This window comes from Candidatus Pantoea persica, from assembly GCF_013753875.1.
GTDB lineage: Bacteria > Pseudomonadota > Gammaproteobacteria > Enterobacterales > Enterobacteriaceae > Pantoea > Pantoea persica.
In genome coordinates this window covers 181,854-207,297 of record NZ_SMDS01000017.1, presented here as the reverse complement: position 1 = coordinate 207,297, position 25,444 = coordinate 181,854, and the positions used below count along the sequence as shown (strand labels likewise).

General features: G+C 60.7%; 23 protein-coding genes, 1 tRNA gene and 11 pseudogenes. 17 read left to right on the top strand and 18 right to left on the bottom strand.

Annotation, left to right across the window (positions count from 1 at the left end):
- Positions 1–25 precede the first annotated feature (25 nt).
- The 4 genes and pseudogenes from EIO60_RS07945 to EIO60_RS17275 form a co-directional block, all read left to right on the top strand.
- Positions 26–660 (top strand): annotated as a pseudogene (locus EIO60_RS07945) (nucleoside hydrolase); the annotation flags it as partial.
- 200 nt (positions 661–860) lie between these two features.
- Entirely contained in the window at positions 861–1,403 is a 543-nt protein-coding gene (locus EIO60_RS17285) for an MFS transporter (RefSeq protein ID WP_508278747.1), read from the top strand.
- Positions 1,342–1,518: a hypothetical protein gene (locus EIO60_RS17280; protein WP_508278746.1), complete on the top strand. Its 177-nt coding sequence runs from the start codon at positions 1,342–1,344 to the stop codon at positions 1,516–1,518. Before EIO60_RS17285 ends, EIO60_RS17280 begins: the two co-directional genes overlap by 62 nt.
- A 46-nt stretch (positions 1,519–1,564) precedes the next feature.
- A pseudogene (locus EIO60_RS17275) lies at positions 1,565–1,867 on the top strand (MFS transporter); the annotation flags it as partial.
- A 51-nt stretch (positions 1,868–1,918) separates the two neighbouring features.
- On the opposite strand, the pseudogene EIO60_RS07935 reads toward EIO60_RS17275, so the two are convergent.
- The 3 genes and pseudogenes from EIO60_RS07935 to EIO60_RS07925 all read right to left on the bottom strand — a co-directional run.
- Positions 1,919–2,234, bottom strand: a pseudogene (locus tag EIO60_RS07935) (YbaK/EbsC family protein); the annotation flags it as partial.
- Between the two features lie 410 nt (positions 2,235–2,644).
- Entirely contained in the window at positions 2,645–3,055 is a 411-nt protein-coding gene (locus EIO60_RS16645) for an IucA/IucC family C-terminal-domain containing protein (protein WP_258576443.1), read from the bottom strand.
- A gap of 252 nt (positions 3,056–3,307) precedes the next feature.
- Positions 3,308–4,339, bottom strand: a pseudogene (locus EIO60_RS07925) (GGDEF domain-containing protein).
- Positions 4,340–4,619: 280 nt separating this feature from the next.
- On the opposite strand from EIO60_RS07925, the pseudogene EIO60_RS07920 reads away from it, so the two are divergent.
- A pseudogene (locus tag EIO60_RS07920) lies at positions 4,620–4,856 on the top strand (DUF1435 domain-containing protein).
- Positions 4,857–4,937: 81 nt separating this feature from the next.
- Here the strand turns inward: EIO60_RS07920 and EIO60_RS07915 are convergent.
- Positions 4,938–5,021 (bottom strand) — tRNA-Leu (locus EIO60_RS07915).
- Positions 5,022–5,151: 130 nt separating this feature from the next.
- Positions 5,152–6,183, bottom strand: a complete 1,032-nt coding sequence (gene rsmC, locus EIO60_RS07910) for a 16S rRNA (guanine(1207)-N(2))-methyltransferase RsmC (RefSeq protein ID WP_258576442.1) — start codon at positions 6,181–6,183, stop codon at positions 5,152–5,154.
- 107 nt (positions 6,184–6,290) lie between these two features.
- Between rsmC and EIO60_RS07905 the strand changes: the two genes are divergently transcribed.
- The 5 genes and pseudogenes from EIO60_RS07905 to EIO60_RS17270 form a co-directional block, all read left to right on the top strand.
- Entirely contained in the window at positions 6,291–6,701 is a 411-nt protein-coding gene (locus EIO60_RS07905) for a DNA polymerase III subunit psi (protein WP_258576441.1), read from the top strand.
- Positions 6,673–7,113, top strand: a complete 441-nt coding sequence (gene rimI / locus EIO60_RS07900; RefSeq protein ID WP_258576440.1) for a ribosomal protein S18-alanine N-acetyltransferase — start codon at positions 6,673–6,675, stop codon at positions 7,111–7,113. The genes EIO60_RS07905 and rimI overlap by 29 nt, the downstream gene beginning before the upstream one ends.
- A gap of 16 nt (positions 7,114–7,129) precedes the next feature.
- Entirely contained in the window at positions 7,130–7,810 is a 681-nt protein-coding gene (gene yjjG / locus EIO60_RS07895; RefSeq protein WP_258576439.1) for a pyrimidine 5'-nucleotidase, read from the top strand.
- A gap of 98 nt (positions 7,811–7,908) precedes the next feature.
- Positions 7,909–8,115 (top strand): hypothetical protein, encoded by a 207-nt coding sequence (locus EIO60_RS07890; protein WP_258576438.1) that lies wholly within the window; start codon positions 7,909–7,911, stop codon positions 8,113–8,115.
- Between the two features lie 45 nt (positions 8,116–8,160).
- Positions 8,161–8,355: pseudogene (locus EIO60_RS17270) on the top strand (hypothetical protein); the annotation flags it as partial.
- A gap of 48 nt (positions 8,356–8,403) precedes the next feature.
- Here EIO60_RS17270 and EIO60_RS07885 read toward each other — a convergent pair.
- Positions 8,404–8,754, bottom strand: a complete 351-nt coding sequence (locus tag EIO60_RS07885) for a hypothetical protein (protein ID WP_258576437.1) — start codon at positions 8,752–8,754, stop codon at positions 8,404–8,406.
- A 15-nt stretch (positions 8,755–8,769) separates the two neighbouring features.
- Between EIO60_RS07885 and EIO60_RS07880 the strand changes: the two genes are divergently transcribed.
- Entirely contained in the window at positions 8,770–9,177 is a 408-nt protein-coding gene (locus tag EIO60_RS07880; protein WP_258576436.1) for a HipA domain-containing protein, read from the top strand.
- A 47-nt stretch (positions 9,178–9,224) separates the two neighbouring features.
- Here the strand turns inward: EIO60_RS07880 and EIO60_RS07875 are convergent.
- Positions 9,225–9,708, bottom strand: a pseudogene (locus EIO60_RS07875) (AhpA/YtjB family protein).
- 127 nt (positions 9,709–9,835) lie between these two features.
- Here EIO60_RS07875 and serB point away from each other — a divergent pair.
- The 3 genes from serB to nadR are packed head-to-tail and all read left to right on the top strand — an operon-like array spanning position 9,836 to position 13,488.
- The gene (gene serB / locus EIO60_RS07870) at positions 9,836–10,813 is read left to right on the top strand and encodes a phosphoserine phosphatase (RefSeq protein ID WP_258576435.1); all 978 of its coding nucleotides are present in this window, start codon (positions 9,836–9,838) and stop codon (positions 10,811–10,813) included.
- Between the two features lie 10 nt (positions 10,814–10,823).
- Entirely contained in the window at positions 10,824–12,206 is a 1,383-nt protein-coding gene (gene radA, locus EIO60_RS07865) for a DNA repair protein RadA (protein ID WP_258576434.1), read from the top strand.
- Positions 12,207–12,255: 49 nt separating this feature from the next.
- Complete coding sequence (gene nadR / locus EIO60_RS07860; protein ID WP_258576433.1) at positions 12,256–13,488, top strand: multifunctional transcriptional regulator/nicotinamide-nucleotide adenylyltransferase/ribosylnicotinamide kinase NadR; 1,233 nt, start codon at positions 12,256–12,258, stop codon at positions 13,486–13,488.
- On the opposite strand, the gene EIO60_RS07855 is transcribed toward nadR, so the two are convergent.
- The 3 genes from EIO60_RS07855 to EIO60_RS07845 are packed head-to-tail and all read right to left on the bottom strand — an operon-like array spanning position 13,425 to position 14,539.
- Positions 13,425–13,970: an MFS transporter gene (locus tag EIO60_RS07855; protein WP_258576432.1), complete on the bottom strand. Its 546-nt coding sequence runs from the start codon at positions 13,968–13,970 to the stop codon at positions 13,425–13,427. The genes nadR and EIO60_RS07855 overlap by 64 nt on opposite strands.
- Before the next feature lie 12 nt (positions 13,971–13,982).
- On the bottom strand, positions 13,983–14,108 hold the full coding sequence (locus EIO60_RS07850) for a hypothetical protein (RefSeq protein ID WP_258576431.1): 126 nt from the start codon (positions 14,106–14,108) through the stop codon (positions 13,983–13,985).
- The gene (locus EIO60_RS07845; RefSeq protein ID WP_258576544.1) at positions 14,075–14,539 is read right to left on the bottom strand and encodes an MFS transporter; all 465 of its coding nucleotides are present in this window, start codon (positions 14,537–14,539) and stop codon (positions 14,075–14,077) included. Before EIO60_RS07845 ends, EIO60_RS07850 begins: the two co-directional genes overlap by 34 nt.
- Between EIO60_RS07845 and EIO60_RS07840 the strand changes: the two genes are divergently transcribed.
- The gene (locus EIO60_RS07840) at positions 14,481–14,786 is read left to right on the top strand and encodes a hypothetical protein (protein ID WP_258576430.1); all 306 of its coding nucleotides are present in this window, start codon (positions 14,481–14,483) and stop codon (positions 14,784–14,786) included. The genes EIO60_RS07845 and EIO60_RS07840 overlap by 59 nt on opposite strands.
- Here the strand turns inward: EIO60_RS07840 and EIO60_RS07835 are convergent.
- Together EIO60_RS07835 and EIO60_RS07830 are read right to left on the bottom strand one after the other, a co-directional pair.
- On the bottom strand, positions 14,761–15,228 hold the full coding sequence (locus tag EIO60_RS07835) for an enolase C-terminal domain-like protein (protein WP_258576543.1): 468 nt from the start codon (positions 15,226–15,228) through the stop codon (positions 14,761–14,763). The two genes, EIO60_RS07840 and EIO60_RS07835, sit on opposite strands and share 26 nt — an antisense overlap.
- Before the next feature lie 93 nt (positions 15,229–15,321).
- Positions 15,322–15,498 carry a hypothetical protein gene (locus EIO60_RS07830; protein ID WP_258576429.1) on the bottom strand — a complete coding sequence of 59 codons (177 nt, stop codon included), beginning with the start codon at positions 15,496–15,498 and terminating at the stop codon, positions 15,322–15,324.
- Between the two features lie 14 nt (positions 15,499–15,512).
- On the opposite strand from EIO60_RS07830, the gene EIO60_RS07825 reads away from it, so the two are divergent.
- Positions 15,513–15,842: a hypothetical protein gene (locus EIO60_RS07825; protein ID WP_258576428.1), complete on the top strand. Its 330-nt coding sequence runs from the start codon at positions 15,513–15,515 to the stop codon at positions 15,840–15,842.
- Between the two features lie 210 nt (positions 15,843–16,052).
- Here EIO60_RS07825 and ettA read toward each other — a convergent pair whose 3' ends face one another.
- The 6 genes and pseudogenes from ettA to EIO60_RS07795 all read right to left on the bottom strand — a co-directional run bounded on the left by ettA (position 16,053) and on the right by EIO60_RS07795 (position 23,169).
- Positions 16,053–17,720 carry an energy-dependent translational throttle protein EttA gene (ettA, locus tag EIO60_RS07820; protein ID WP_258576427.1) on the bottom strand — a complete coding sequence of 556 codons (1,668 nt, stop codon included), beginning with the start codon at positions 17,718–17,720 and terminating at the stop codon, positions 16,053–16,055.
- A gap of 85 nt (positions 17,721–17,805) precedes the next feature.
- Positions 17,806–18,609: pseudogene (gene deoR / locus EIO60_RS07815) on the bottom strand (DNA-binding transcriptional repressor DeoR).
- A 311-nt stretch (positions 18,610–18,920) separates the two neighbouring features.
- A complete protein-coding gene (locus tag EIO60_RS07810; protein WP_258576426.1) occupies positions 18,921–19,370 on the bottom strand; it encodes an ATP-binding cassette domain-containing protein in 450 nt (149 codons plus the stop codon).
- A 1-nt stretch (position 19,371) separates the two neighbouring features.
- Positions 19,372–20,348 (bottom strand): annotated as a pseudogene (gene urtC, locus EIO60_RS07805) (urea ABC transporter permease subunit UrtC); the annotation flags it as partial.
- Positions 20,349–20,405: 57 nt separating this feature from the next.
- A pseudogene (gene urtB / locus EIO60_RS07800) lies at positions 20,406–21,899 on the bottom strand (urea ABC transporter permease subunit UrtB).
- 76 nt (positions 21,900–21,975) lie between these two features.
- Positions 21,976–23,169, bottom strand: a pseudogene (locus EIO60_RS07795) (transporter substrate-binding protein).
- Positions 23,170–23,489: 320 nt separating this feature from the next.
- On the opposite strand from EIO60_RS07795, the gene sltY reads away from it, so the two are divergent.
- Positions 23,490–25,409 (top strand): murein transglycosylase, encoded by a 1,920-nt coding sequence (gene sltY / locus EIO60_RS07790; RefSeq protein ID WP_258576425.1) that lies wholly within the window; start codon positions 23,490–23,492, stop codon positions 25,407–25,409.
- Positions 25,410–25,444: the final 35 nt, after the last annotated feature.

The following is a 25,444-nucleotide window of genomic DNA, read 5'->3' as shown; positions in this document are numbered from 1 at the left end:
TGAGCGCGATTCGCCGCGCTCTTCCGCCGCCGACGCGATGGGCAAACTGATTTGCGTCAGCCCGGGCGAGACACCCTGGAGGCTATCGGCCCGCTCACCAACGTGGCGACCGCGCTGCAGCGCTATCCGGCGATGGCGGAGGCGGAAATCGTCATTATGGGCGGCGTTTTCGCGCTGGATGACTGTATCAAAGACACCAACTTCGGCCTCGGTCCTGAGGCGGCACACCAGGTACTGCACAGCGGCGCGGCCATTACGCTTGCACCGATGGACGTCACCACCCAGACGCTTCTGACGCAGCAGGATCTGGCGCGCATCACCGCCTGCAACAGCCCGCTGGCGAACTTTGTGCTCGAAACCCTGCGGCCCTGAATCGACTACTCTGTCCGCACCCGCAGCCTGCTAGGCAGCTGGATCCACGACGCGCTGACCGTCGCCTGGCTGCTCAATCAGCACGTCGCCAGCGGCACCGACTACCGCGTCGATATTGAACTGCGCCCCGGCGCGGCGCGGGGCAAAAGCTGGCGCTACCGCACGCCGCTGCGCGTGGACGTCAATATCCCCGCCGACTGCGGCGCGCTGGTGCATGTGCTGGATCATGTCGATAACGCGCTGCTGCTGGCGATTCTCGAACAGGCGTTCTCCACCTCCTCCCGCTAACCGCCGGGCGGCCCGCGCCGCCCGCTGCGCTGTAATCTGCCGACACCCTTAGTTACATCCTGACGCCAGCGATGCCAGTTAATGAGCGCGCCGCTAGTTTTCAAAATGCTATAAACAAAATTTTAACAATATCGTAACCGTTACGGCTGTGACGCTTCTTTTAGGACCTCTGGTCCCTATAGCAAAGACAGGATGGCTGTATGTTTAACTGGACCCCGACCCAGCGGAATGTGGCGTTTGCCAGCTTCGCCAGCTGGGCGCGTTTGACTTTATTTATACTGGTGTTTGTGCTGAGCGATCTGGCGAGCTATTTCCACAACTCCATCGCCGACGTGTCGCTGGCGATTATGCTGACGCTGGCGGTGCGCCCCCTTGGCGCACTGCTCTTCAGCCGACTGGCGGAGAAGTATGGCCGGCGGCCAATACTGATGCTCAATATCGTGCTGTTTTCGCTGCTCTCCGCCTGGTCATCGACCTTCGGCGCCTTTCTCGCCCTTCGCATTATTTATGGCGTGGCGATGGGCGGCATCTGGGGCGTCGCCTCGTCGCTGGCGATGGAAACCATTCCCGACCGCTCGCGCGGGCTGATGTCTAGCATCTTCCTGGCGGGCTTACCCGTACGGCTATCTGCTGGCCTCGGTAGTTTTTGGGCTCCGTTTCGACGCGGTGGGCTGGCGCGGCATGTTTCTCATCGGCGTGCTGCCGATCCTGCTGCTGCCGTTTATCTGTTTCAAAGTGCCTGAATCGCCGGTCTGGCTGGCGGCGCGTCAGCGCCAGGAGAGCAAGCGCGCTGCTGCCGATTATTCGCCAGCACTGGCGGCTCTGCCTCTATCTGGTGCTGCTGATGGCCTGCTTTAACTTCTTTAGCCATGGCACCTAGGATCTCTATCCCACCTTTCTCAAGGTGCAGCACCAGTTTGACGCCCACACCGTCAGCCTGATCGCCATCAGCTACAATATCGCGGCGATGCTGGGCAGCGTCTGCTTCGGCGCGCTATCGGAGCGCATCGGGCGGAAAAGGGCGATTATGCTGGCGTCGCTGCCGGTGCTGCCGCTCTGGGCCTTCTCCAGCGGCGACTGGTCGATTGGCGTCGGCGCGTTTTTAATGCAGTTTGTGGTGCAGGGCGCGTGGGGCGTGGTGCCAACCTGGCTGACCGAGCTGGTGCCTGCTAGGGCGCGCGCGGTGCTGCCGGGCTTCGTCTATCTGCTGGGCAACCTGATCGCTTCGGTCAACGCCATGCTGCAGTCGCACATCGCCGAGGCGCATAGCGGCAATTACGGCCGCGGGCAATACCTCGTCAAAATAGCGCAGCGAGAGATCGCAAAACACCTTCAGCAGGTTTTCCAGCCCAAACGGGCAGACGCCGCCGATCGGATGGCCAGTCCAGTTCACCATCTCGTCCATGCTCAGCATGCGCGCCTTGGCGCCCAGCGCCGATTTCAGCTTGCGGTTGTCCAGCCGCGCGTCGCCGCGCGTGACGGTCAGCACGACCTCATCTTTCACCTTCAGCGACAGGGATGTCGATTTCAGGTGCGTGTTTGGCAAAGAGCTGCCGTACCGACTCTTGGCTCATCTTTTTCTCCATGCTGATCGAAGGCGTAAAAACTGCCACAAGGTGGAAAAAGTGTAAACGGGAGAAAGGGAGAAATCGCGCCGGTGCGCGGGATTTTATGCGCCGGCTAGCTCAGCGTGCAGTTGCCGCAGCGCTCAACGTCGGGAATGAGGTAGTGCTGGTAGCCGCTGTCGGCGCACCATTTCGCCGTTGCGTGGCAGCATGGTGCGGTAGAGCGGGTTATCGCTGCCGTTCAGCAGACGGCTGGAGAAAACAGCGTCTAATCCAGCTGCAGTATTGTCGCCTCGTCCAGCAGCGTTTTCAGCTAGCCGAGTAACCAGTGAAAGGAAAAGCCCATAATTGTTCCAGATCAGCCGGGCGTTAATGCCACCGTGCTGCGCGATGGCGTTGACGACCGGGATCAGATGCTGCTAGATCAGCCGATCGATACGCTGCGCCGCGTTGAGATGGCGCGTCTCTTCATCTTCATGCGCGGCGATCCAGAAGGCGCAGGGATGACCGTTCTCGTGGAATTCAACGTGGGTATGCTGCGGCGAGCAGTCGAGCATGCGCAACTCCGCCAGCATCAGCGGCGGCAGCAGCAGGCCGAAGTTCCACTGAGCCCAGAGCGACTGCACCGGCTTCGCCTCCTGCGAGACATCGAGATGCTGGCTATAGAGATAGTCACCGTAGCGCTGCGCCAGCGCGGGAAAGTGCGCCGCGCGCAACCACTCCGCCAGCGTCAGGGCGCCTGCGGGCGCGGCTTCGTCAAGGTGAATGGTTTCCAGCATATAACTGCGCTGCTCGCGCATCAGATCGCGCAGGCCAGCGAACGATCGCACTGCATAAAGATCGGCTGGCCGTGCTGAAAGCGTTGAGGTTGCTGCCTGATGGTCGACATGCTGCGTAGTGCGCCCTGGAAACAGAGAAGAAAAAATGATAATGTTCTTGGTTATATTCACAAGTAGGCGCTTTTTAACGCAGCGGGGCGCGATAAACAGTAGAGAGAGCGAACAGGCGGCAGCGCGGGCGGAGCGCTAAGGCGGGGATTAATGCGCTTCGTTTCTGACTACCCGCGCATGAGGCAGGTCGTTCTAGGCGAGAATGGTATTGCGCCCCTGATTTTTGGCAATGTAGAGTGCGCGGTCGGCGTTGGCTACTGCTTGGTCGAACTCGTCGTCAAAGATGGGGCGATGGTGACGTGGGTCGAGACCTTCTCATTGAAGCGGTGGGGAATCGCTAAATCCAGCACGTACTGACGGATGAGCTCCGCCAGCTTCATGGCGATAGAGGCGTTGACGTGGGTCATCAGCACCAGAAACTCCTCGCCGCCGTAGCGTACCACCACACGTCGCGCGAGCGCGCTGCGTCCCGGATCGCCACCGATACGCTCGCCAGCGCCTGATCACCCATCGCACGGCCGTAATTGTCGTTGTACGACTTGAAATGATCGATATCCAGCAGCACAAAATGGCTGCCGGCGTGGTTTTCCTGAATATTGTCGAGCCGGTTTTTCAGGCCACGGCGGTTATAGAGCCCGGTGAGGGGATCGAGCATGTGAGATCCCTGAAGGTCTATTTCTCTTCATAGAGCTTGTGCATCAGGCGGCGGGTAAAGCGGTTGACGCGGCGGCGTATCAGATGCTGCAGGGAGAAGCCGATCAGCGGCAGAGAAATGGCGAGCAGTAGCATCGCCAGATGTTCGCCGTCATCCAGCAGCACGGTGACGACCGGCGGCGTGATATGCAGGCAGAAGGCCGCCAGATAGTCGCTCAGCGCAATGGCGCTAATAAAAAAGACGCTGAGCAGGCTGATAATCAAAAAGCTGCCGTCAAAATAGAACACCTGATGATAGCGATGATAAATATGCCAAGCCTAGAGCGCGCCCAGCAGCAGGGCGACAGGATTTAATAAAGGTAATTTGAGTTTGGGTCTGATTAAACTTGTAATTAACGCGGTGGCACTAAATAAGGCGACACTAATAACCGGTATGGACAATTCGGTTCCCGGGCTGCCGGTAAAAGGAAGCAGACAAAAAAACGATACGGCGACGTTTAAAAACAGGAAGAGCATCAGCGAAAGCCGATATTTGCTGTGTTTCAATTCATCGTAAGATTGTAATTTCATTATTAATACTCGAATCGGCCTTGAAATATCAAAGCGCATTCCGGCAAAAACAAAGATTTCTGCCGGATAATGAGCAAATTTTCTATATTATAGAAGCTATTATCGACCGCAACCTAGCATTTTCCAACTGGTCTGTCATCTTCATTTTCATTCATGCAGGCGAAGAAAAAACAGACTGCAAGATGAGATTGGTTATCTTATGATAATGCGAATTCTTATCATTTGAGGCCGGCGCGATGTTAATGGCACTGCCTGCTGCCTGCGGGGAGTCAGCTGGATAATGGGGGGAAAAACTGGATAGCGCCTGGGGCGTAGTGTTGCCCTGCGCGCGGCGATGCCGTGCATTGCACTGTGGGAGCCAAGCTTTAGCCAGGGGCGGCTGGTGATGATTGTGGCACTGCTGCTGACGGTGGCAATGCTGTTTCACCGGCGCTTTCGAAACTATCTGCTGTTGCCGTCATGCCTGGCGCTTACGGGCGGAATCGCGGCCGTTTCAGTGAACTTTCATGCGCTGTGAACTAGAGGAACAGGCAGAGCAAGCAAGAAAGCAAGGGAATAACATGAGGAACACCAGCAGAGAGGGGCAACCTTGGTGCGATGCGAAGAGAGGGACTTGAACCCTCACGTCCGTTAAGACACTAACACCTGAAGCTAGCGCGTCTACCAATTCCGCCACCTTCGCGTACCATCAATACATGACAGTATTGTAACCACGGAGGCGAATTTTAGAGATTTTCGCTGCGGCGTCAACAGATATTTCGCGACGGCGAACTGACTGCTGCAAAAAGCAACGTTTCCGCCGTCGCGCCGGCTTAGCGTGCGTGCGTGCCGCGGCCGTAAACGGCGCGGTAGACCTTAAAGCGGCCGTTTTGTGCCAGCACTTCATGGCTGCCGAAGGTCTCGTCCAGCACCTGCGGGTAGAGCAGGAATGCGTTGGCGACGATGCGCAGCTCGCCGCCGCTGCTGAGGTGCTTCACCGCGCCGCGGATCAGGGTCTGCGCCGCGTCCAGGCTGGTTTCGCGCCCTTTATGGAACGGCGGGTTGGAGAGGATCAGGTCGAAGCGGCCGGTGACGTCAGAGAAGACATTGCTGGGGAAAACCTCGCCCTCGAAGCTGTTGGCGGCCAGCGTCGCCTTGCTCGCCTCAATCGCGGCGGCGTGCACGTCGCACAGCGTCAGGCGCACCTCTGGCGAGTGGTTGGCCAGCACCGCAGAGAGCACGCCCGCGCCGCAGCCGATATCCAGCACCTTGCCTTTGGTGTGCGGTGCCAGGGTGGTGAGCAGCAGCGCGCTGCCGACGTCGAGATCGTCGCGGCTGAAGACGCCCGGCAGCGTGCAGATGGTCAGCGGATCGAGATCGTAGCTGCCGCGGAAGCGCTCCAGGTCGAAGGTCGGCTGGCTTTCCAGGCGGCCGTGATAGAGGCCGCAGCGGCGCGCGCTGTCGATTTTGTCCAGCGTCGTCCAGGCTTCAACCATGCCTTTGGCGCTGCGCACGCCGCTGCGGTTTTCGCCGACCACGAAGATATCGCAGCCCAGCGGCAGCAGCGACAGCAGGTTCGTCAGCTGGAACAGCGCTTCCGGCTTGTTCTTCGGCCAGAAGTAGACCAGCGTATCGCAGTCCTCTACCTCTTCCTGCGTCGCTACCAGGCCGTAGCGCGCCCGATCGCCCAGGTAGCGGTTTAGGGGTTGCCAGTGATGATACTGCTGGGTATGCACGCGCGACGAGGCGGTCTCCAGCTGAGCGGGCAGGTCATCCTGCATATCGCCAGCGAATAAGACTTGGCGGGCGGTAAATTCATCACTGTGGCGCAGTATGACTTCGCTGAGCGGGGTAAAAGCAGACATGAAAGGCTCCTGTAAGATCTGAGCGGTGATTATAGTGGTTTGTTGGCGCATGTTCGATGGGTTTGCTAGCATAGCGTCGCATTCCGGCAGCACATCGAAGGTAGAACATGACGTCCAGGCGCGACTGGCTGTTACAGCAAATGGGAATAACACAGTATCAACTGCGTCGCCCGCGCGTGCTCCAGGGCGAAATCGCGGTGCGGCTGATGCCAGACACCAGGCTGATTATCGTCGCCAACGTCCCGCCCGGCCTGCACGAGCCGCTGGTACGCGACGTGCTGCACGTGCTTGGCCTGCAGCCCGCCCAGGTGATGACGCTGACCCCCGATCAGCTGCTGATGCTGCCGGAGTCGACGCCGTGCGCGGGCTGGCTAATCGGCATCGACTGCACGCACCCCTTTACCGGCGTGGCGCTCTACTCCTCCTCGTTAAGCGAACTCTCCAGCAGCGGCGCGGCGAAACGCGCGCTTTGGCAACAGATGTGTAACCATGACAGCGATCTCTTTCCTCATCCCTGAGGACACGGCGCAGGCCTTCGCCATTGAGCGCCGTAGCCACGCCTTTCCGTGGCGCGAACAGACCTTCGCCAGCAATCAGGGCGAACGCTTTCTTAACTATCGCCTCGACGCTGACGGCGTGATGGCTGCCTTCGCCATCACCCAGGTGGTGCTAGATGAGGCGTCGTTGTTCAATATCGCCGTCGATCCCGCTTTCCAGCGGCGCGGCTATGGCCGCCAGTTATTGCAGCATCTGATCGCCGAGCTGGAGAAGCGCGAGGTGATGACGCTGTGGCTGGAGGTGCGCGCCTCTAACCATCCCGCTATCGCGCTGTACGAACAGCTCGATTTTCACCAGGTGAGCCGCCGCCCCAACTACTATCCCACCGCCAGCGGACGTGAAGACGCCATTATCATGGCGCTGACGCTGTAGGCCCTAAGGAGCTGTAATGCTAAAAGACTGGGACTGCATCCTGTTCGATGCCGACGATACCCTTTTTCATTTTGACGCCTTCGCCGGGTTGCAACGCCTGTTTGCCGGCTATGACGTGCACTTCACCGATCAGGATTACGTCGACTATCAGGCGCTCAACACGCCGCTGTGGGTCGACTACCAGAACGGCGCGATCTCAGCGTTGCAGCTGCAGACGCGCCGTTTTACCTACTGGGCGGAGAAGCTCAGCGTGGCGCCGGAGGTGCTTAACAGCGGCTTCCTCAGCGCCATGTCGGAAATCTGCGTGCCGCTGGAGGGCGTGGTCAGCCTGATGCATACGCTGCATAACCAGGTGCCGATGGGCATTATCACCAACGGCTTTACCGCGCTGCAGCAGGCGCGCCTTGAGCGCACCGGCTTTCGCGACTACTTCTCCGCGCTGGTGATCTCCGAGCAGGTGGGCGTGCCCAAGCCGGACGTCGCGATTTTCGACTACGCGCTGGAGAAGATGGGCAACCCGGATCGCAGCCGCGTGCTGATGGTGGGTGATACGCCGGAGTCCGATATTCTCGGCGGCATGAACGCCGGGCTGAAAACCTGCTGGCTCGATCATGGCACGCGCCCGCTGCCCGCGCATATCCATCCGAGCTGGACGGTGAGCTTGCTGGGCGAGCTGAAGGCGCTGCTGCTGGCCTGAATATCTATTCATTATATCCCCTCATTTACACTAAAAGGCCCATCCAATGGGCCTTTTGTCATGTAGTATCTATTCACAAATCTATTCACGAGTGCCCAATGTCTAAGCTGACTTCACTGTTGCTAGAAGGACTGCTATCGGCGGCTGAACTGATGGCTCGGCTTTACGTCAGCCAGGCACCCCTGTTGCGGCTGGTGGCCCGGCAAACAGATATCCTGAAATATGGTCGCGCGCGGGCGACGCGCTATGCGCTGCTGCGGCCAATCCACCAGACAGATGAATGGCCACTGTGGCGCATTGACTAAGCGGGGGGGCGCGCATGCGGCGGGCACACTGCGAGACCAGTATGGCCGCAGGGGATCTACGTGGTGCAGGGCACAGCGGGAGAGTGGCAGTTTTATGCCGGGCGGCCCTGGTTTCTTAGCGATATGCGACCACAGGGATTTTTAGGTCGCGCATTAGGGACGGGAAAGCGCGACGGCACTTGGGCTGCCGGCAGATATTCGCCTGTGGAACGACGATTAAAGCCTGCTGGCGCTGGGTAAAACCTGCGTTGATATACCTGGCAACTGGCTGATCGGCCAGGTTTCTTATCAACGCTGGCTTACCGCCCGTGAACCGGAAGTGCCCACCACGAAAAAGGCCAGCGTTATCCGCAACTGGCGGAGCGAGCGCTGGGAGGTGAAGAGTCTGGCTCTTCGGCTGGCGGCGAACAGCCGAAGTTGCTCTGCTACACCGAAGATAACGGCCATTGTCTGGTGAAATTCAGCGGTCAGCGCGAGAACAAAAGCAGTCAGCGCTGGCGCGATTTGCTGCGCGCTGAACACCTTGACCTTGCGCTTAATCTGCTGGCGCAAAATAACCTGCCGACGGCGCTCAGTCAGCTGATTGAGATAAATTCGCAGCTGTTCCTTGAAGTCGAGCTCTTCGACCGCATTAAACAATGAGGACGGCGCCGCATGGTTTCGCTGGAGGCGGTCGGCGCCGATTTTCTCGGTAGCCTGGCACACTGGCCCGCCGCGTTGCGCCAGCTGGCGCAGACAAAAAAGATAAGCGAGCAGGATGCGCACCAGGGCACGCTACAGTGGGATTTTGGCTGCCTTATCGCCAACAGCGACATGCATGCGGGCAACCTCTCTTTCTTTATGGACGGCGACAGGCTGATGCTGACGCCCGCCTACGATATGTTGCCGATGGCGCTAGCGCCCAACAGTCTGGGCCAGATGCGCGATAACGTGACGTTTCGGGTAGATACGACGTTGACGTGCGCGGTCTGGCAGCTCGCCAGCGTGATGGCGAAGACTTACTGGCAAGCGGTTATCAATGAGGAGACGTTCAGCGAAGCGTTTCGCACTATTGTGTGCTAGGCTTTGCAGCAGGTGTAGGCGCTCGACGCGACTATCGCGCAGATGGCTTAAGGCGTAGGCTCCTTTTTCTCGCCCTCGTCGTCGCTATCCTCTTTCACCGGCGTGCTGGCGGTCAGCAAAAAGGGCGACTGCTTGCCAGCGGGTGCGGCGATCGCGCAGCAGCGTGCGTGACAGGATAATGCCGATAGCGAGCGCCAGCAGCATCATCAGGCGCAGGATATTGGTGGTGTTGTCCACCTGGCGCGATTCGGTGACCAGCACGTGCGTATCGAGCGTGACGCGCAGAAAGCCGAGCGGGCCGTCGCTGTTGCCGAGCGGCTGCACTAGCTGGTGGTTGAAGTAGCTGCCGTCGCGCTTGCCGTCGACGCGCTAGGCGATCGCACACGTTGATATTCTTGCCGCTGTGCGCCACCAGGCTGCCGTCGTCAGCGTTTTCGCCAGCTCTTCAACCTGTTCTGAGCGCGTCATCTGATGGCTGAGGCTGAACCAGGAGGCGCCCTGAGCGAGATCACCGTGCAATGGAGGCGAGATATCAGTGCGCTTTTAGCCGTCAATTACCCGTATCACGTCACAACAGAAACCAGGAGACTATGTTGCCAGAAGCGGCGCAGACAAGGTAGCCTCTTGCGTGGTTTTGTTGTCCCCTACAGGAGCCCTGATGCCAAACCATCTTTCCTGGTGCGATTTGCCCGCCGACCTCTCCGAATGGCCGGGTTTGCCCCTTTCCCTTAGCGGCGATGAAGTGATGCCGCTGGACTACCGTGCCGGTCGGACCGGCTGGCTGCTCTACGGCCGCGGGCTGGATAAGCAGCAGCTTACCGATTACCAGCATCAGCTGGGGGCGGCGATGGTGATCGTCAGCGCCTGGCGTATCGATGAGTATCAGGTTGTGCGCCTGGCCGGTTCGCTGACGGCGCGCGCCTCCAGGCTGGCGCATGAGTACGGCCTCGACGTCGCGCCGCTGGGCAAGATCCCGCAACTGAAAACGCCGGGCCTGCTAGTGATGGACATGGATTCTACCGCGATTGAGATCGAGTGCATCGATGAGATCGCCAAACTGGCGGGCAGCGGCGAGCTGGTTGCGGAAGTGACCGAGCGTGCGATGCACGGCGAGCTGGACTTTACTGCCAGCCTGCGCCAGCGCGTGGCGACGCTGAAAGGCGCCGACGCCAATATTCTGAAGCAGGTACGCGACGTGCTGCCGCTGATGCCGGGACTCACCGAGCTGGTGCAGAAGCTGCAGGCGCTGGGCTGGCAGGTGGCGATCGCCTCCGGCGGCTTCACCTATTTCGCGGAATACCTGCGCGATAAGCTGCATCTAGTGCATATCGTCGCCAATCAGCTGGAAATGCGCGACGGCAAGCTGACCGGCGAAGTGCTGGGCGAGATTGTCGACGCGCAATACAAGGCCGATACTCTGAAGAAACTGGCACAGCGATTCGACATCGCGCCGGAGCAAACCGTCGCTATCGGCGACGGCGCCAACGACCTGCCGATGATAAAGGCCGCGGCGCTGGGTATCGCCTATCATGCTAAACCCAAAGTGAACAAGCAGGCGGCCATTACCATCCGTCACGCCGATCTGATGGGGGTGTTTTGCATCCTTAGCGGCAGCTTGATTCACGAAGAGCGTTAGAGGTACTGATTTGGCCAAAGCGGCAAAATGCGCCTTCGTTTGCAACGAATGCGGCGCAGACTATCCGCGCTGGCAGGGGCAATGCAGCGCCTGCCACGCCTGGAACACCATCACCGAAGTGCGCATCGCGGCCTCGCCGGCGGCGGCGCGCAACGAGCGGCTGAGCGGCTACGCCGGCAGCGCGGGCGTCAGCCGGGTGCAGAAGTTGTCGCAAATCAGCCTAGAGGCGCTGCCGCGCTTCTCTACCGGCTTTAAAGAGTTCGACCGCGTGCTGGGTGGCGGCGTGGTGCCGGGCAGCGCCATCCTGATTGGCGGCAACCCTGGCGCGGGCAAGTCAACGCTGCTGTTGCAGGTGATGTGCCGTCTGGCGCAGGAGATGAAAACTCTCTACGTCACCGGCGAAGAGTCGCTACAGCAGGTGGCGATGCGCGCGCACCGCCTCGGCCTGCCGAGCGAAAACCTCAATATGCTGTCGGAAACCAGCATCGAGCAGATCTGCCAGATCGCTGAGCAGGAAGAGCCAAAGCTGATAGTGATCGACTCCATCCAGGTGATGCACATGGCTGATATCCAGTCGTCGCCGGGCAGCGTGGCGCAGGTGCGCGAAACCGCCGCCTACCTGACGCGCTTTGCCAAAACGCGCGGCGTGGCGATCGTGATGGTCGGCCACGTTACCAAAGATGGCTCGCTGGCCGGCCCGAAGGTGCTGGAGCACTGCATCGATTGTTCGGTGCTGCTGGACGGCGACGCCGACTCGCGCTTCCGCACGCTGCGCAGCCATAAAAACCGTTTCGGCGCCGTCAACGAGCTGGGCGTTTTCGCCATGACCGAACAGGGCATGCGCGAGGTCAGCAACCCCTCGGCGATCTTCCTGTCGCGCGGCGACGAGATCACCGCCGGCAGCTCGGTGATGGTGGTCTGGGAAGGCACGCGCCCGCTGCTGGTGGAGATCCAGGCACTGGTGGATCAATCGATGATGGTCAACCCGCGCCGCGTTGCGGTCGGGCTGGAGCAGAACCGGTTGGCGATCCTGCTGGCGGTGCTGCACCGCCACGGCGGCCTGCAGATGGCAGGCCTGGATGTATTCGTCAACGTGGTCGGCGGCGTGAAGGTCACCGAGACCAGCGCCGATCTGGCGCTGCTGCTGGCGATGGTATCGAGCCTGCACGACCGTCCGCTGCCGCAGGATCTGGTGATCTTCGGCGAGGTGGGGCTGGCGGGCGAGATCCGTCCGGTGCCGAGCGGCCAGGAGCGCATCTCCGAAGCGGCCAAGCACGGCTTTAAGCGCGCCATCGTGCCGGCCGGCAATGCGCCGAAAAAAGCGATCGACGGCATGAAGGTTTACAGCGCGAAAAAACTGGCGGACGCGCTGGCAATACTGGATGAGCTTTAACGACTGAGCGGGTACACTCCACGCAACGCTAATCGATGCAGGAGGCAGCATGACGTCGTTCGACTATCTGAAAACCGCCATTCGCCAGCAGGGGCACACCCTGCAGCAGGTGGCCGACGCCAGCGGGATGACCAAGGGCTATCTGAGCCAGCTGCTCAACGCTAAAATCAAAAGCCCGAGCGCGCAAAAGCTGGAGGCGCTGCATCGGTTCCTGGGGCTGGAGTTCCCGCGCCGCGATAAAACCGTCGGCGTGGTGTTCGGCAAGTTTTACCCGCTGCATACCGGCCACATCTACCTGATCCAGCGCGCCTGCAGCCAGGTGGACGAGCTGCATATCATCATGGGGCACGACGAGCCGCGCGATCGCGAGCTGTTCGAGAACAGCGCTATGTCGCAGCAGCCGACCGTCAGCGATCGGCTGCGCTGGCTGCTGCAGACCTTTAAGTACCAGAAAAACATCCGCATTCACTCCTTCAACGAAGAGGGCATCGAGCCCTATCCGCACGGCTGGGACGTCTGGAGCGAAGGGGTAAAAGCCTTTCTCAGCGAGCAGGGAATCGCGCCCGACTGTATCTACACCAGCGAAACCGCGGACGCGGAGATGTATCAGCAGCACCTCGGCGTGCAGACCGTGCTGGTGGATCCGACGCGATCCTTTATGAACATCAGCGGCGCGCAGATCCGCCAGGATCCGTTCCGCTACTGGGAATATATTCCTACCGAGGTGAAGCCCTTCTTCGTGCGCACCGTGGCGGTGCTCGGCGGCGAGTCGAGCGGCAAGTCGACGCTGGTCAACAAGCTGGCCAACATCTTCAACACCACCAGCGCCTGGGAGTATGGCCGCGACTACGTCTTCTCCCACCTCGGCGGCGACGAGATGGCGCTACAGTACTCCGACTACGACAAGATCGCCCTCGGCCAGGCGCAGTACATCGACTTTGCGGTGAAGTACGCCAATAAGGTCGCCTTTATCGACACCGACTTCATCACTACCCAGGCGTTCTGCCTGAAATATGAGGGGCGCGAGCATCCTTTCGTGCAGGCGCTGATCGACGAATACCGCTTCGATCTGGTGATCCTGCTGGAGAACAACGTGCCCTGGGTGGCGGACGGCCTGCGCAGCCTCGGCAGCTCGGTAGATCGCCGCGAGTTTCAGTCGATGCTGGTGACCATGCTGCGCGAAAACAACGTCGAGTTCGTGCACGTGCGTGAAGATGACTACGATACGCGCTTCCTGCGCTGCATCGAGCTGGTCAAAGCGATGCTGGACGGCAAGGGCTGATGGAAAACCGGGACGCCGCCCCCGGCTGCCCAAGAGGCGGCCAGCGCGCGCAGGGTATTGAGCCCTTTTTGCCGCACCAGCAGCGCCAGCAGCAGCATACCGGCCAGCGCCAGTACGCTCGCCAGCAGAAACGCCGTATGGTAGCCGCCGCCATACTGACTCAAAAAGCCAGTAATGCCCGGCGACAAAATCCCCGCCAGATTCGCCAGCAAATGCACAAAGCCGCCCGCGGTGCCGATGCGGCCTGCCGGCACAATATCCTGCAGCAGCGACCAGCACGCCTGCGGCGTCATATAGGCGAAGACGCTGGCCAGCGTGATCAAGGCAACGGCGCTGACCACATCCTTGTTCCACGCCGTAAGCAGCACGCAGAGCGCCGCCACCGCCAGCCCGACGAAAATCATCAGCTGGCACGACAGCAGGAAGTTTTGCGTGCGGCGAAACAGCCAGTCAGACACCAGCCCGCCGCCGGGAAAGCCCACCGTCGCCCCCAGCTACGGCAGCACGCCGATAGTGCTCATGCTTTTAATATCCAGATGCTGAAAGTCGGTGAGGTAGCTCGGCAGCCACGACAGGAAAAGTACTATTATGTAGTTAAAGCAGAAAAAGGTGCTCGCCACACCCAGCACCAGCAGCGAAAAGATATAGCGCCACAGCGAATGGGGTAAGCGGCGGCCTGCGTCGCCGGGCGCTGGCTGCCGATCAGCTCGCGCTCCGCCGCGCCGCCGCGCGGATGATCCTCTGGTCTGTCGCGGAACAGACACAGCCAGCAGGCCACCCAGACAAAGCCCGCCAGCGCGATGACGATAAAGGCGATGCGCCAGCCGTAGTGCAATCCCACCAGCCCGATAATCGGCGCCGCGATGGCCGAGCCGAGCGGCTGTCCGGCGTTGGTGAAGCCGACCGAGCGCCCGGTCTCTTGTTTCGGAAACCAGTTGGCGATCGATTTGTTGGTAGTGGTGCCCATCGGCCCTTCGCCGATGTCGAACAGCATGCGCACGATCAGCAGGTGGGTAAAGCCGGTGACTAGCGCGGTGGCGCCGCAGAACAGCGACCAGATGCTCGCCGCCCAGCGGCGCGGCGGCCCAGCCGCCGAGAAAGCAGAAGGCGCAGTAGCCGATAAAAAAACATCTAAACAGGATGCCCATGCTGGCGTCGTTGATATGCAGATCGCTTTTAATCAGCGGCGCCATCACCGACAGGGCGGCGCGGTCGAGGTAGTTGAGCATGCCAGCGAAAAACAGCAGCAGCGCGATGACGAAACGGTAGCGTTTAAACATGGCGGCGTGCTCCGTTGAGGGTGATCGTCGTCAGGGAGAGGCGGTAATGGCGCAGCACATCCTCATCGGGCGCATAGCCGAGGCCGGGGCGCGAGGAGAGGGTGAAGACCACGTCGCGCGGCAGGTCGGGATAGAGCGCTGCCTCAAAGGCGATCCACGGCACCTCCATCTTGACGTCGTCAGGCAGATGCGCCACCAGGTGGGCGGTCGCCAGCATGCCAGCGCCGTGGTAGAAGCAGTGCGGCACCACCCGCACGCGGTAGGGCTGCGCCGCAGCAAACACCCGCAGCGCGGCGCTGATGCCGCCCACTTTCGCCACGCTCGGCTGCGCCACATCCACCGCGCCGTTTTCCAGCCAGTTGATAAAGCCCCAGTCGCCGTCGACGTTTTCGCCTGCCGCCAGCGGCATGCCGACGCGCTTCAGCTGCGCTAGCCTCTGATAATCGTCTGGCGGCCAGATTGGCTCTTCCAGCCAGCCGAGCTGCAGCGCGCGCGCCGCCTGGATCGCGCCAACGTGGGTTTCATGCAGCTTCAGCGTGGTAAAGCCCTGCGCCTAGCCGCGCTTCATCTGCGCCGCCACGGCCACCGGATCGTTATCGTAGCTGATCAGGCTGGCGTAGCGTTCAATGCGCTGCTGCATGGCGCCGAGCAGCTGCCAGAGCGGTTGCTGCTGGCGCTGCCCCAGCGCGTCCCACAGCGCGATATCCACCGCGGAGAGCGCGTAGCGCACCGGGCCCCAAAGGCGTGCAGCGCCTGTTCCTCCTGCTGCATCAGCTCCGCTATCGCCTGCGGCGAATCGGGCAGGGCTTTGCCGATGAAAAGCGGGGCGACAAGCGTGCAGAGCGCCTGTTCAGTGACGGGGTTAGCCAGATGGCCAAAGGCTTCGCCCCAACCGCACAGGCCATTGTCGGTACTGATTTTGATCAGCAGCGTCTCCATCCGGCGCAGCGACGGCGAGGCGGCGTTGAAGGTGGTTTCCTTCTGCTTGGGCGCGCGCCGCTGCGCGTCAAAGGGGATTGCGATACGCATTACGTTGATGGACACTATTTTCATGCCATAAACCTCGTAAGATGACCTCCGGCGTGAATTATTGTCAGAGCCTGCCGGAACGGTAAGGGAGAGCGGGTCAGATCAGCAGCGAGTATAAAAAGCACGCCCGCGCGTCACATCAGGCGACAGCCCAGGGTTAAGGGCGAAATAGCGGGAATAATTGGGCGAAAAGACAAAGAAACGCGCAGGGAGTCACAGAAAAAGAAAAGGCGGCATTGCTGCCGCCTGGGGAGATTACTTGGCGATACGCTTGTACTTGATGCGCTTCGGCTCCAGCGCGTCGGCGCCGAGGGTGCGCTTCTTGTACTCTTCGTACTCGCTGAAGTTGCCCTCGAAGAACTTCACCTTGCCCTCATCCTGGTAGTCGAGGATATGGGTGGCGATACGGTCGAGGAACCAGCGGTCGTGCGAGATCACCATGGCACAGCCCGGGAACTCCAGCAGGGCGTTTTCCAGCGCGCGTAGGGTTTCGATGTCCAGGTCGTTGGTCGGTTCGTCAAGCAGCAGCAGGTTGCCGCCAATCTGCAGCAGCTTCGCTAGGTGCAGACGACCGCGCTCACCGCCGGAGAGTTCGCCGACGCGTTTGCCCTGATCGGTGCCTTTGAAGTTAAAACGGCCAACATAGGCGCGGCTCGGCATCTCGAAGGTGCCGATGCGCATGGTGTCCAGCCCACCAGAAACCTCTTTCCACACGGTTTTGGAATTATCCATTGCGTCGCGGAACTGATCCACCGACGCCAGCTTCACGGTGTCGCCCAGCTCGATAGTGCCGGCATCCGGCTGCTCCTGGCCAGTCATCATGCGGAACAAGGTCGATTTACCCGCGCCGTTAGGACCGATAATACCAACGATAGCGCCTTTCGGCACCGAGAAGGAGAGATCGTCGATCAGCACGCGGTCTCCGTAGGATTTGGTCAGGTTTTTCACCTCGACCACTTTATCGCCCAAGCGCGGACCCGGCGGAATAAAGAGTTCGCTGGTCTCGTTACGCTTCTGATATTCGGTGCTGTTCAGCTCCTCAAAGCGGGCCAGACGCGCCTTGCCTTTAGACTGACGGCCTTTGGTGCCCTGACGCACCCACTCCAGCTCTTTCTTGATCGATTTGCGACGCGCCGCTTCGGCAGAGGCTTCCTGCGCCAGTCGCTGATCTTTCTGTTCCAGCCAGGAGGAGTAGTTGCCCTCCCACGGAATGCCCTCACCACGGTCCAGCTCCAAGATCCAGCCGGCGACGTTGTCGAGGAAGTAGCGGTCGTGGGTAATCGCCACTACGGTGCCTTCGAACTCGTGCAGGAAGCGCTCCAGCCAGGCCACGGACTCGGCGTCCAGGTGGTTGGTCGGTTCGTCCAGCAGCAGCATGTCCGGTTTTTCCAGCAGCAGGCGGCACATCGCCACGCGGCGACGCTCACCGCCGGAGAGGTTGCCGATTTTTGCGTCCCAGTCCGGCAGACGCATCGCATCGGCGGCGCGCTCCAGCTGAGTTTCCAGGTTGTGGCCGTCGTGCGCCTGGATAACCTCTTCCAGACGGCCCTGCTCGGCGGCCAGCTTGTCGAAGTCGGCGTCCGGCTCGGCGTAGAGCGCATAGACCTCATTCAGACGCTTCAGCGCGCCGACCACTTCAGAAACGGCCTCCTCGATCGATTCGCGCACCGTCTGCTCCGGGTTGAGCTGCGGCTCCTGCGGCAGGTAGCCCACTTTGATGCCTGGCTGCGGACGCGCTTCCCCTTCTATATCTTTGTCGATGCCCGCCATGATGCGCAGCAGGGTAGATTTACCCGCGCCGTTCAGGCCGAGCACGCCGATTTTCGCGCCGGGGAAAAAGCTGAGGGAGATGTTCTTCAGAATATGACGCTTCGGCGGTACCACTTTACCGACGCGATGCATGCTATAGACGAATTGAGCCACGTTATAATGAGCCTCTGATTCTAGGTGAGTGAATTAGTGTCGAAGTTTAGCCTTTTTGCCTGGCTAATCCCAGCCGCGCGTCCGGTTAATTCGGCGCGCGCGGCGGCGTAAGGGCGAAAAAAGCGGGCGACGCGTTAGGTCGGGCAGGTGCAGCGGCAGTGCGGCCAGCCAGTCCGCGCTCCGGCGCGCCGTCGCTGACCAGCAGGTCAAAATGGCGCAGCTCGCCGATGCGCGCGGGCAAAACCTTGCCAAATTTGCTGCTGTCGGCCACCAGAATGCGCTGGCGCGCGCTGCATGGCGTGATGCTTCATCGCCAGCCCGTTGAGGTTGTAGCAGGTTGCGCCCTGCTACTGGTCGATGCCCGCCGCCGAGATAAACGCCGGCGTCGGGCAGAGATCGTCAAGAATCGAGTACGCGCCGACCGGGGTAAACACGGCGTTGTCGGCGTGGAATTCGCCGCCGCTCAGGATAACGTTGCAGGCCGGCTTCTCCTTCAGCGCCAGAAAGGTGTTCATCGTGCAGCAAATGGCGGTGAAGGGCAGGGTGTCGGGTAGCGCGTCGACGATATAGGGGATGGTGGTGCCGCAGTCGAAAAACACCGTGTCGTTCTCGCCGATCAGGCTGGCGGCAGCCTGCGCCAGGCGCTGCTTTTTCGCGGCGTTCTGCCCATGCTGATCGGAGACGAAATAGTGCCCGACGTGGCTTTTCGGGTCGCTGACGATATAGCCGCCCAGCACCACTACCGCCGACGTGGCTTCATTCAGGTCGCGACGGATAGTCATCTCCGACACCCCCACAGCAGCTGTGCGGCGTCTTTCAGATGCAGCTTGTCGGTGCGTTTTAGCGCCAGGATCAGTTTCTGAATACGTTCGTCGCGCCGGGTTTCCATATGTGTCTCTGGGATAAGTGATAGCCGAAAGCGGTACTGCGCCGACCCATACTGCCGGAAATCACAGCAAAACTTGCCTTTTTTTAATGAGTTGAGCAGGCCTTCAATCTTACCCTTTATGGGATCGGCCCGCAAATGGCGCGTCGCCGCGCGCCGCTAACCCGTTGCTTTTAAACGTGTCATAAAAGTGTCATGTAAAACAAACGGCGATGTCGTAAAGCCTGCCCCTTGCCAGACGATAACCATAGGTGGCGTCGTCCGGCGCCTTATCCAACCATTAGCAGGTATCGGCTTTATGAAGCTTAATCATTTTAAAAATTGGGCAGCGACTGGGATTTCTCGCCACGCTGCTGTTGTTGGCGACCTTGCTTATAGGGCTGCATGGACTGCGCGTTAACCAACAGGCGCTGAAAAACAACGAATCGGTGATGGCGCGGGAAATGCTGATCGCCGAGAGCATCGATACGGCGCGCAGCGCCCAGGTACAGTTCAAAATTCAGGAGATCGCTGTTCTGGTCATAGGGTACCCGGCCTTTGTCGGGGCGGGTTTTGCCGGTGATCACGTTCATCAGCGTGGTCTTGCCCGCGCCGTTAAGACCGATAATGCAGTGCAGCTCGCCAACGCCGATCTGCAACGACAGATCGGTCAGCGCGCGAAAGCCGTCAAAAGAGACGTTGAGCTTCTCCAGCTGCAGCAGCGGATCGCGCTGGCCGCGGTAGCGGTCGGCAGGCTGTGGCTGGGTAAACAGGGCATAACTCATGTCGCCTCCGACACAGCAGGCCAATCACGTCACGCGGCAAAAACAGCGTGACCAGGATAAACATCAGGCCGAGAAACAGAAGCCAGAACTCCGGGAAAGCCACGGTGAAGAGGCTTTTCGCGCTGTTGACGATCGCCGCACCCAGCAGCGGGCCAACCAGCGTGCCGCGTCCGCCCAGCACCACCCAGATGGCCGCCTCGATGGAGTTGGTTGGCGACATTTCGCTGGGGTTGATGATGCCGACCTGCATCACATAGAGCGCGCCCGCTAGCCTGTACAGGATGGCGGAGAGCGTCCAGACAAACAGCTTGAAGCCGCGGGGATCTTAGCCGCAGAACATCAGGCGGTTCTCCACGTCGCGCACTGCCGTCAGCACCCGGCCGAACTTGCTGCGCGCCAGCGCCAGGCTGGCCGCCAGCAGTAGCACTGTGGCGATAAACAGGGCGATGCGCGTGCCGGTGGCGGTGATGCTGAAGCCCAGCAGGGTGGTGAAGCCGGTAAAGTCGTTGTTGCCGCCAAAGCCGGTTTCGTTGCGGAAAAAGAGCAGCATGCCCGCATAGGTCAGCGCCTGGGTCATGATAGAGAAGTAAACCCCTTTAATGCGCGAACGGAAGGCGAAGAACCCGAACAGCAGCGCCAGCAGACCGGGTACCAGCATAATCAGGCAGAGCGCCCAGCCAAAGTGCTGCGTGCCGGCCCAAAACTAGGGCAGTTCGCGCCAGGAGAGAAACGAGAGAAACGCCGGCAGGCCGCCGCCCGCCGCATCAGGTACATGCCCATGGCGTAGCCGCCCAGCGCAAAAAAGAGGCCGTGGCCGAGCGACAGCAGCCCGGCATAGTCCCACACCATATCTAGCGCCACCGCGACGATGGCGTAGCAGAGGATCTTGCCCACCAGCGTCAGCGTATAGGTCGAGAGCGCCAGCGGATGGCTGGCGGGCAGCAGTGCGAAAAAGGGCAGCGCCAACAGCAGCGTCAGGCGCGGCGCGCGACGTTAAGGGGCAGTGGCTGTGTCATCAGTCGAGGATCCTCCCTTTCATGTCATGGCAAAGAGTCCCTGCGGGCGCTTCTGAATAATAAAGAGTACGATCAGCACCAGATCAGGATTTTGCTTGGCACCGTGCCGATCTGCGGCTCCAGCACCTTGTTCAGGATACCGAGGCCAAAGGCGGCCACCACGGTGCCAGCCAGCTGGCCGACGCCGCCCAGCACCACCACTAGAAACGAGCCAATAATGTAGCCCTGGCCCAGTTCAGGAGCGACGTTTCCCAGCTGCGACAGCGCCACGCCGCCCAGCCCGGCGATGCCGGATCCCAGCCCAAAGGCGAGCATATCGACGCGCCTGGTCGGCACGCCGCAGCAGTCGGCCATCGCGCGGTTCTGGGTCACGGCACGCACGTTCATGCCCAGGCGGGTGCGGTTCAGCAGCAGCCACGTCAGCGCCAGTACGCCGATCACAAACAGGCTCACCGCGATGCGGTTCCACGGCAGCACCAGATTCGGCAGCACCTGCAGGCCGCTCGACAGCCATGACGGGTTGGCCACCTCAAGGTTCTGCGCGCCGAACAGCATGCGCACTAGCTGGATCAGCAGCAGGCTGATGCCCCAGGTCGCCAGCAGCGTCTCCAGTGGACGGCCGTAGAGATGACGGATAACGGTGCACTCCAGCAGCATGCCGATGCCGGCGGTGAGGAAAAACGCCGCCGGCAGCGCCAGCAGCGGATACTACGCCAGCCACTGCGGCGCGAACTGCTGAAACAGGTTTTGCACCAGCCAGGTGGCGTAGGCGCCGATCATCAGCATTTCACCGTGCGCCATATTGATCACGCCGAGCAGGCCATAGGTGATCGCCAGGCCGAGGGCGGCGAGCAGTAAAATCGATCCCAGCGACAGCCCGCTGAACACTTGGCCGAGCAGGTCGCCCCACTTCAGGCGCTGGGCGATTTGCTGCAGGCTATCGGCCGCCGCCGCGCGCCCGGCCGCTTCCGGCTAGCTGTCGGGCTGCGTCAGGCGCTGCAGCCTGGCCTCTGTTTCCGGCGGGCTCGAGCTCCCCCAGCTGCTGCACGGCGTTCAGCCATACCAGCGGGTCGGGATCGCTGAGCCGCAGGCTGGCAGCCGCCATCGTCAGCGCGGCGCGCACCTGCGCATCCGGCTCGGCGGCCAGGCGCCGTTCAATGAGTGGCAGCTGCTTGGCGGCGGCGTTTTACAGCTGCTGCGCGGTGCGCAGGCGCACGTCGACCTGCTGACTCACCAGCTGATGCGCGGCGAGGGCGTTGGCGATCAGCACGCGCATCCGGTTGTTGATAAAGAGTTTTTTGACGTCGCCGCTGGGCTGCTCGGCGGTGTCGAGCGGCAGCAGGCGATCCTGCTGCTGGCGAAGGGGCTGTTTGTCTGCGTCAACCACCACGCTCTCCGCGCTGAGCGCTTCCAGCAGCGGCAGGCGGCTGGCGCTGACGAAATCGGCGGCGGGGCCTGCATGAACCAGTAAGGGCAACGGCAGCAGGCTGGCGAACAAGAGGCGAATAGTCATGGGCGTAGGCCTCGCATCATATCTTCTTGTTGAGGGGACGCCCGTCCCAGTTCCGGCTGGGACAGGCGCGCGTTCCTTACTGCGTTGATTTCACCGGATGATCCGGCTTTTTATCGTTGCCGGCGATATAGGGGCTCCACGGCTGGGCGCGTACCGGCCCATCGGTCTGCCACACCATGTTAAACTGACCGTTCTCTTCTACCTCGCCGATCATCACCGGCTTGTGCAGATGGTGGTTGGTCTGATCCATCTTCAGGGTAAAGCCGTCCGGCGCCTTGACGGTTTGTCCGGCCATGGCAGCGCGCACCTTATTAACATCGGTCGTGCCCGCTTTTTCCACCGCCTGCGCCTACATATGGATGCCCACCCAGGTCGCCTCCATTGGATCGTTGATGACCACTGTGGCGGCGTTCGGCAGATTGTGCGCTTTGGCGCAGGCACGATAGTCTGCGACGAACTGTTTGTTTTCCGCGTTATCCACGAACTCGAAATAGTTCCAGGCGGCGAGCTGGCTGACCAGCGGTTTGGTGTCGATGCCGCGCAGCTCCTCTTCGCCGATCGAGAAGGCGACTACCGGAATATCGGTGGCCTTGATGCCCTGGTTGGCCAGCTCTTTATAGAAGGGAAAATTGGAGTCGCCGTTGATGGTGTACACCAACGCGGTTTTGCCGCCGGCGGCGAACTTCTTGATGTTGGCGACGATGGTCTGGTAGTCGCTGTAGCCAAACGGCGTATAAACCTCTTCGATATCCTTGTCCTGTACCCCTTTGCTGTGCAGGAAGGCGCGCAGAATCTTGTTGGTGGTGCGTGGATAGGCATAGTCGGTGCCGAGCAGGAAGAAGCGCCTCGCGCTGCCGCCATCTTCGCTCATCAGATACTCTACCGCCGGAATTGCCTGCTGGTTCGGCGCGGCGCCGGTGTAAAACACGTTGGGCGACATCTCTTCGCCCTCATACTACACCGGGTAGAAGAGCAGGCCGTTCAGCTCCTCGAAAACCGGCAGCACCGACTTGCGCGATACCGAGGTCCAGCAGCCGAACACCACCGGCTCCAGCTTTTTGCCCAGTACGCCGCCTTTGGCGTTGATCTCATCGATGGTCATCAGCGCCACATCCTTCAGTGGCGTTTCGGAAATAGCCATAGTGCCGGAGAGCGAGTGTATCATGCCGACTTTTATGGTATCGGCGGCGTGCGCCGCCCAGGTGAATCCTAGAGCGGCTACTACGCTGGCGGAAAGTGCGAAAGCTTTAAGCAACAAACGTTTTTTCATTCTCATAACCCCTGAATGCATCATTGGTAGATCAGCGTAAAGCAGGCTGTTGTCGCCGTTAACGGCGTCTGTTGTATACAAAACCGTTTCTGTTCAGCAAAGCCTGTGCCAGATAAATAGCTGAAAATGAAGTATTTAAAGGCGAAAGGTCGGGGTTTGCCCGTGCGGGATGCACAGCAAAGGCGCAGCCGTGGCCGTTTTCAGTGCGCAGCGCGTTGCGCTGCGTAAATTTTGTGAAGAACGTGGCAAGAGCCGGTTCCCTTGGTTAGCATGAAGAGTGCCTGGCGCGCAGCCGGAGAGCAACAACAGAGGAGATTTTCGTGGAGAAGTGGCGTAACTGGATAGCAGGGATCTGCTTGGCCGCAGCGGCCGGCAGCGCGTGGGCAGACTCGCTGGACGATCAGCGGCAGCGGTACCAACAGATTAAACGGGCCTGGGACAGCAATCAGATGGCGACGGTCGAGCAGCTGCTGCCGACGCTGCAGGATTATCCGCTCTACCCCTATTTGCAGTATCGCCTGCTGGCGCAGGATCTCGATCAGGAAACCCCGCTCGCGGTTAAAAACTTTATTCAAGAATACCCAACGCTGCCGCCGGCGCGCTCGCTGAAAACCCGCTTCGTTAACATGCTGGCGCACCGACAGGACTGGCAGGGGATTCTGAGCTTTAGCCCGGATGAGCCGGGGCCGGTGCAGGCGCGCTGTAACTGGCTCTACGCCAAATGGGCGACCGGCGCACAGCAGCAGGCGTTTGCCGGCGCGAAAGAGATTTGGCTGCGCGGCACCTCGCTGCCCAACGACTGCGACCGGCTCTTCTCCGTCTGGCAGGCCTCCGGGCAGATGTCGCCCATCACCGTGCTGGAGCGCATTCGCCTGGCGATGAAGGCGGGCAACGACAGCCTGGTCAGCTTCCTAGCGAAAACCCTGCCGAAGGATTACCAGACTATCGCCAACGGCGTGCAGATGCTGCAAAACGATCCGCAGACGGTGGTGAGCTTCGCTCCGTCCGTGGGGCCGACCAATTTTACCCGCCAGGCGACGATCTACGCCTTTACCCGCGTGGCGCGCGCCGATATGGAGAACGCGCGCAGCATGATCCCGCTGCTGGTGCAGGCGCAGAAGATGGAGGAGGAAGATGAGCAGGCGCTGAAGGAGATAGTGGTCTGGCGTATGATGGGCAGCGATCTCACCTCGGAGCAGGCGCGCTGGCGCGACGCCGTGGTGATGAACAGCGAGTCGACGGCGCTGATCGAGCGCCGCGTGCGCCTTGCACTGTCGCAGCACGACCGCCGCGGCCTGAATACCTGGATCGCGCGTCTGCCGGTCGAGGCGAAAGAGAAGGATGAGTGGCAGTACTGGCAGGCCGATCTGCTCTATTCACAGGGGCGCAAAGAGGAGGCTGATGAGATCCTGCATAAGCTGATGCAGGCGCGCGGCTTCTACCCGATGGTGGCGGCGCAGCGGCTGGGCGTGAAATATCCGCTGCAGATCGACGAGGCGCCGCAGCCGGACAGCGCGACGGTGCAGGGGCCGGAGCTGGCGCGGGTGCGCGAGCTGATGTTCTGGGGGCAGGATAACCTGGCGTGCAGCGAGTGGGCCAACCTGATCGCCAGCAAAAACCATACGCAGCAGCAGATGCTGGCGCGCTACGCCAACGAGCAGAACTGGTGGGATCTCAACGTGCAGGCGACCATTACTGCGAAGATGTGGGACAGCCTGAAAGAGCGCTTCCCGCTGGCGTGGGAGAGCTTCTACCAGAGTAATACCCGCGACAAAGGCATTTCGCCGAGCTACGCCATGGCGATCTCGCGCCAGGAGAGCGCCTGGAATCCGAAAGCGCGCTCGCCGGTCGGCGCCAGAGGCCTGATGCAGGTGATGCCCGTGACCGCCGCGCATACCGTAAAGATGTATAACATTCCGGGCTACAGCAACAGCGCGCAGCTGCTGGATCCGGAGACCAATATCCAGATCGGCACCCAGTATCTGGAGTATGTTTATCAGCAGTTCGGGCAGAACCGCATCTTCGCCTCGGCGGCCTATAACGCCGGGCCGGGACGCGTACGCAGTTGGCAGAACGTCAGCGCGGGCAATCTCGACGCGGTGGCCTTTATCGAAACCATTCCCTTTTCCGAGACGCGCGGCTACGTGAAGAACGTGCTGGCCTATGACGCCTACTACCGCCACTTTATGAGCGAGCCGGACAAGGTGCTATCGGACAGCGAGTGGAATCGCCGTTATTAACTGTGCTATGCTTCCGTACTCGTTAATGAGTACGG

Bases quoted from the DNA above. Each gene is read 5' to 3' on its own strand.
- yjjG (WP_258576439.1), top strand. From the start codon at position 7,130: ATGCTAAAAGACTGGGACTGCATCCTGTTCGATGCCGACGATACCCTT.
- rimI (WP_258576440.1), top strand. From the start codon at position 6,673: ATGACAGCGATCTCTTTCCTCATCCCTGAGGACACGGCGCAGGCCTTC.
- serB (WP_258576435.1), top strand. From the start codon at position 9,836: ATGCCAAACCATCTTTCCTGGTGCGATTTGCCCGCCGACCTCTCCGAA.
- rsmC (WP_258576442.1), bottom strand. From the start codon at position 6,183: ATGTCTGCTTTTACCCCGCTCAGCGAAGTCATACTGCGCCACAGTGAT.
- EIO60_RS17280 (WP_508278746.1), top strand. From the start codon at position 1,342: ATGTTTCTCATCGGCGTGCTGCCGATCCTGCTGCTGCCGTTTATCTGT.
- EIO60_RS07905 (WP_258576441.1), top strand. From the start codon at position 6,291: ATGACGTCCAGGCGCGACTGGCTGTTACAGCAAATGGGAATAACACAG.
- EIO60_RS07840 (WP_258576430.1), top strand. From the start codon at position 14,481: ATGCGCACGATCAGCAGGTGGGTAAAGCCGGTGACTAGCGCGGTGGCG.
- EIO60_RS07880 (WP_258576436.1), top strand. From the start codon at position 8,770: ATGGTTTCGCTGGAGGCGGTCGGCGCCGATTTTCTCGGTAGCCTGGCA.
- EIO60_RS07890 (WP_258576438.1), top strand. From the start codon at position 7,909: ATGTCTAAGCTGACTTCACTGTTGCTAGAAGGACTGCTATCGGCGGCT.
- nadR (WP_258576433.1), top strand. From the start codon at position 12,256: ATGACGTCGTTCGACTATCTGAAAACCGCCATTCGCCAGCAGGGGCAC.
- EIO60_RS17285 (WP_508278747.1), top strand. From the start codon at position 861: ATGTTTAACTGGACCCCGACCCAGCGGAATGTGGCGTTTGCCAGCTTC.
- EIO60_RS07810 (WP_258576426.1), bottom strand. From the start codon at position 19,370: ATGAGTTATGCCCTGTTTACCCAGCCACAGCCTGCCGACCGCTACCGC.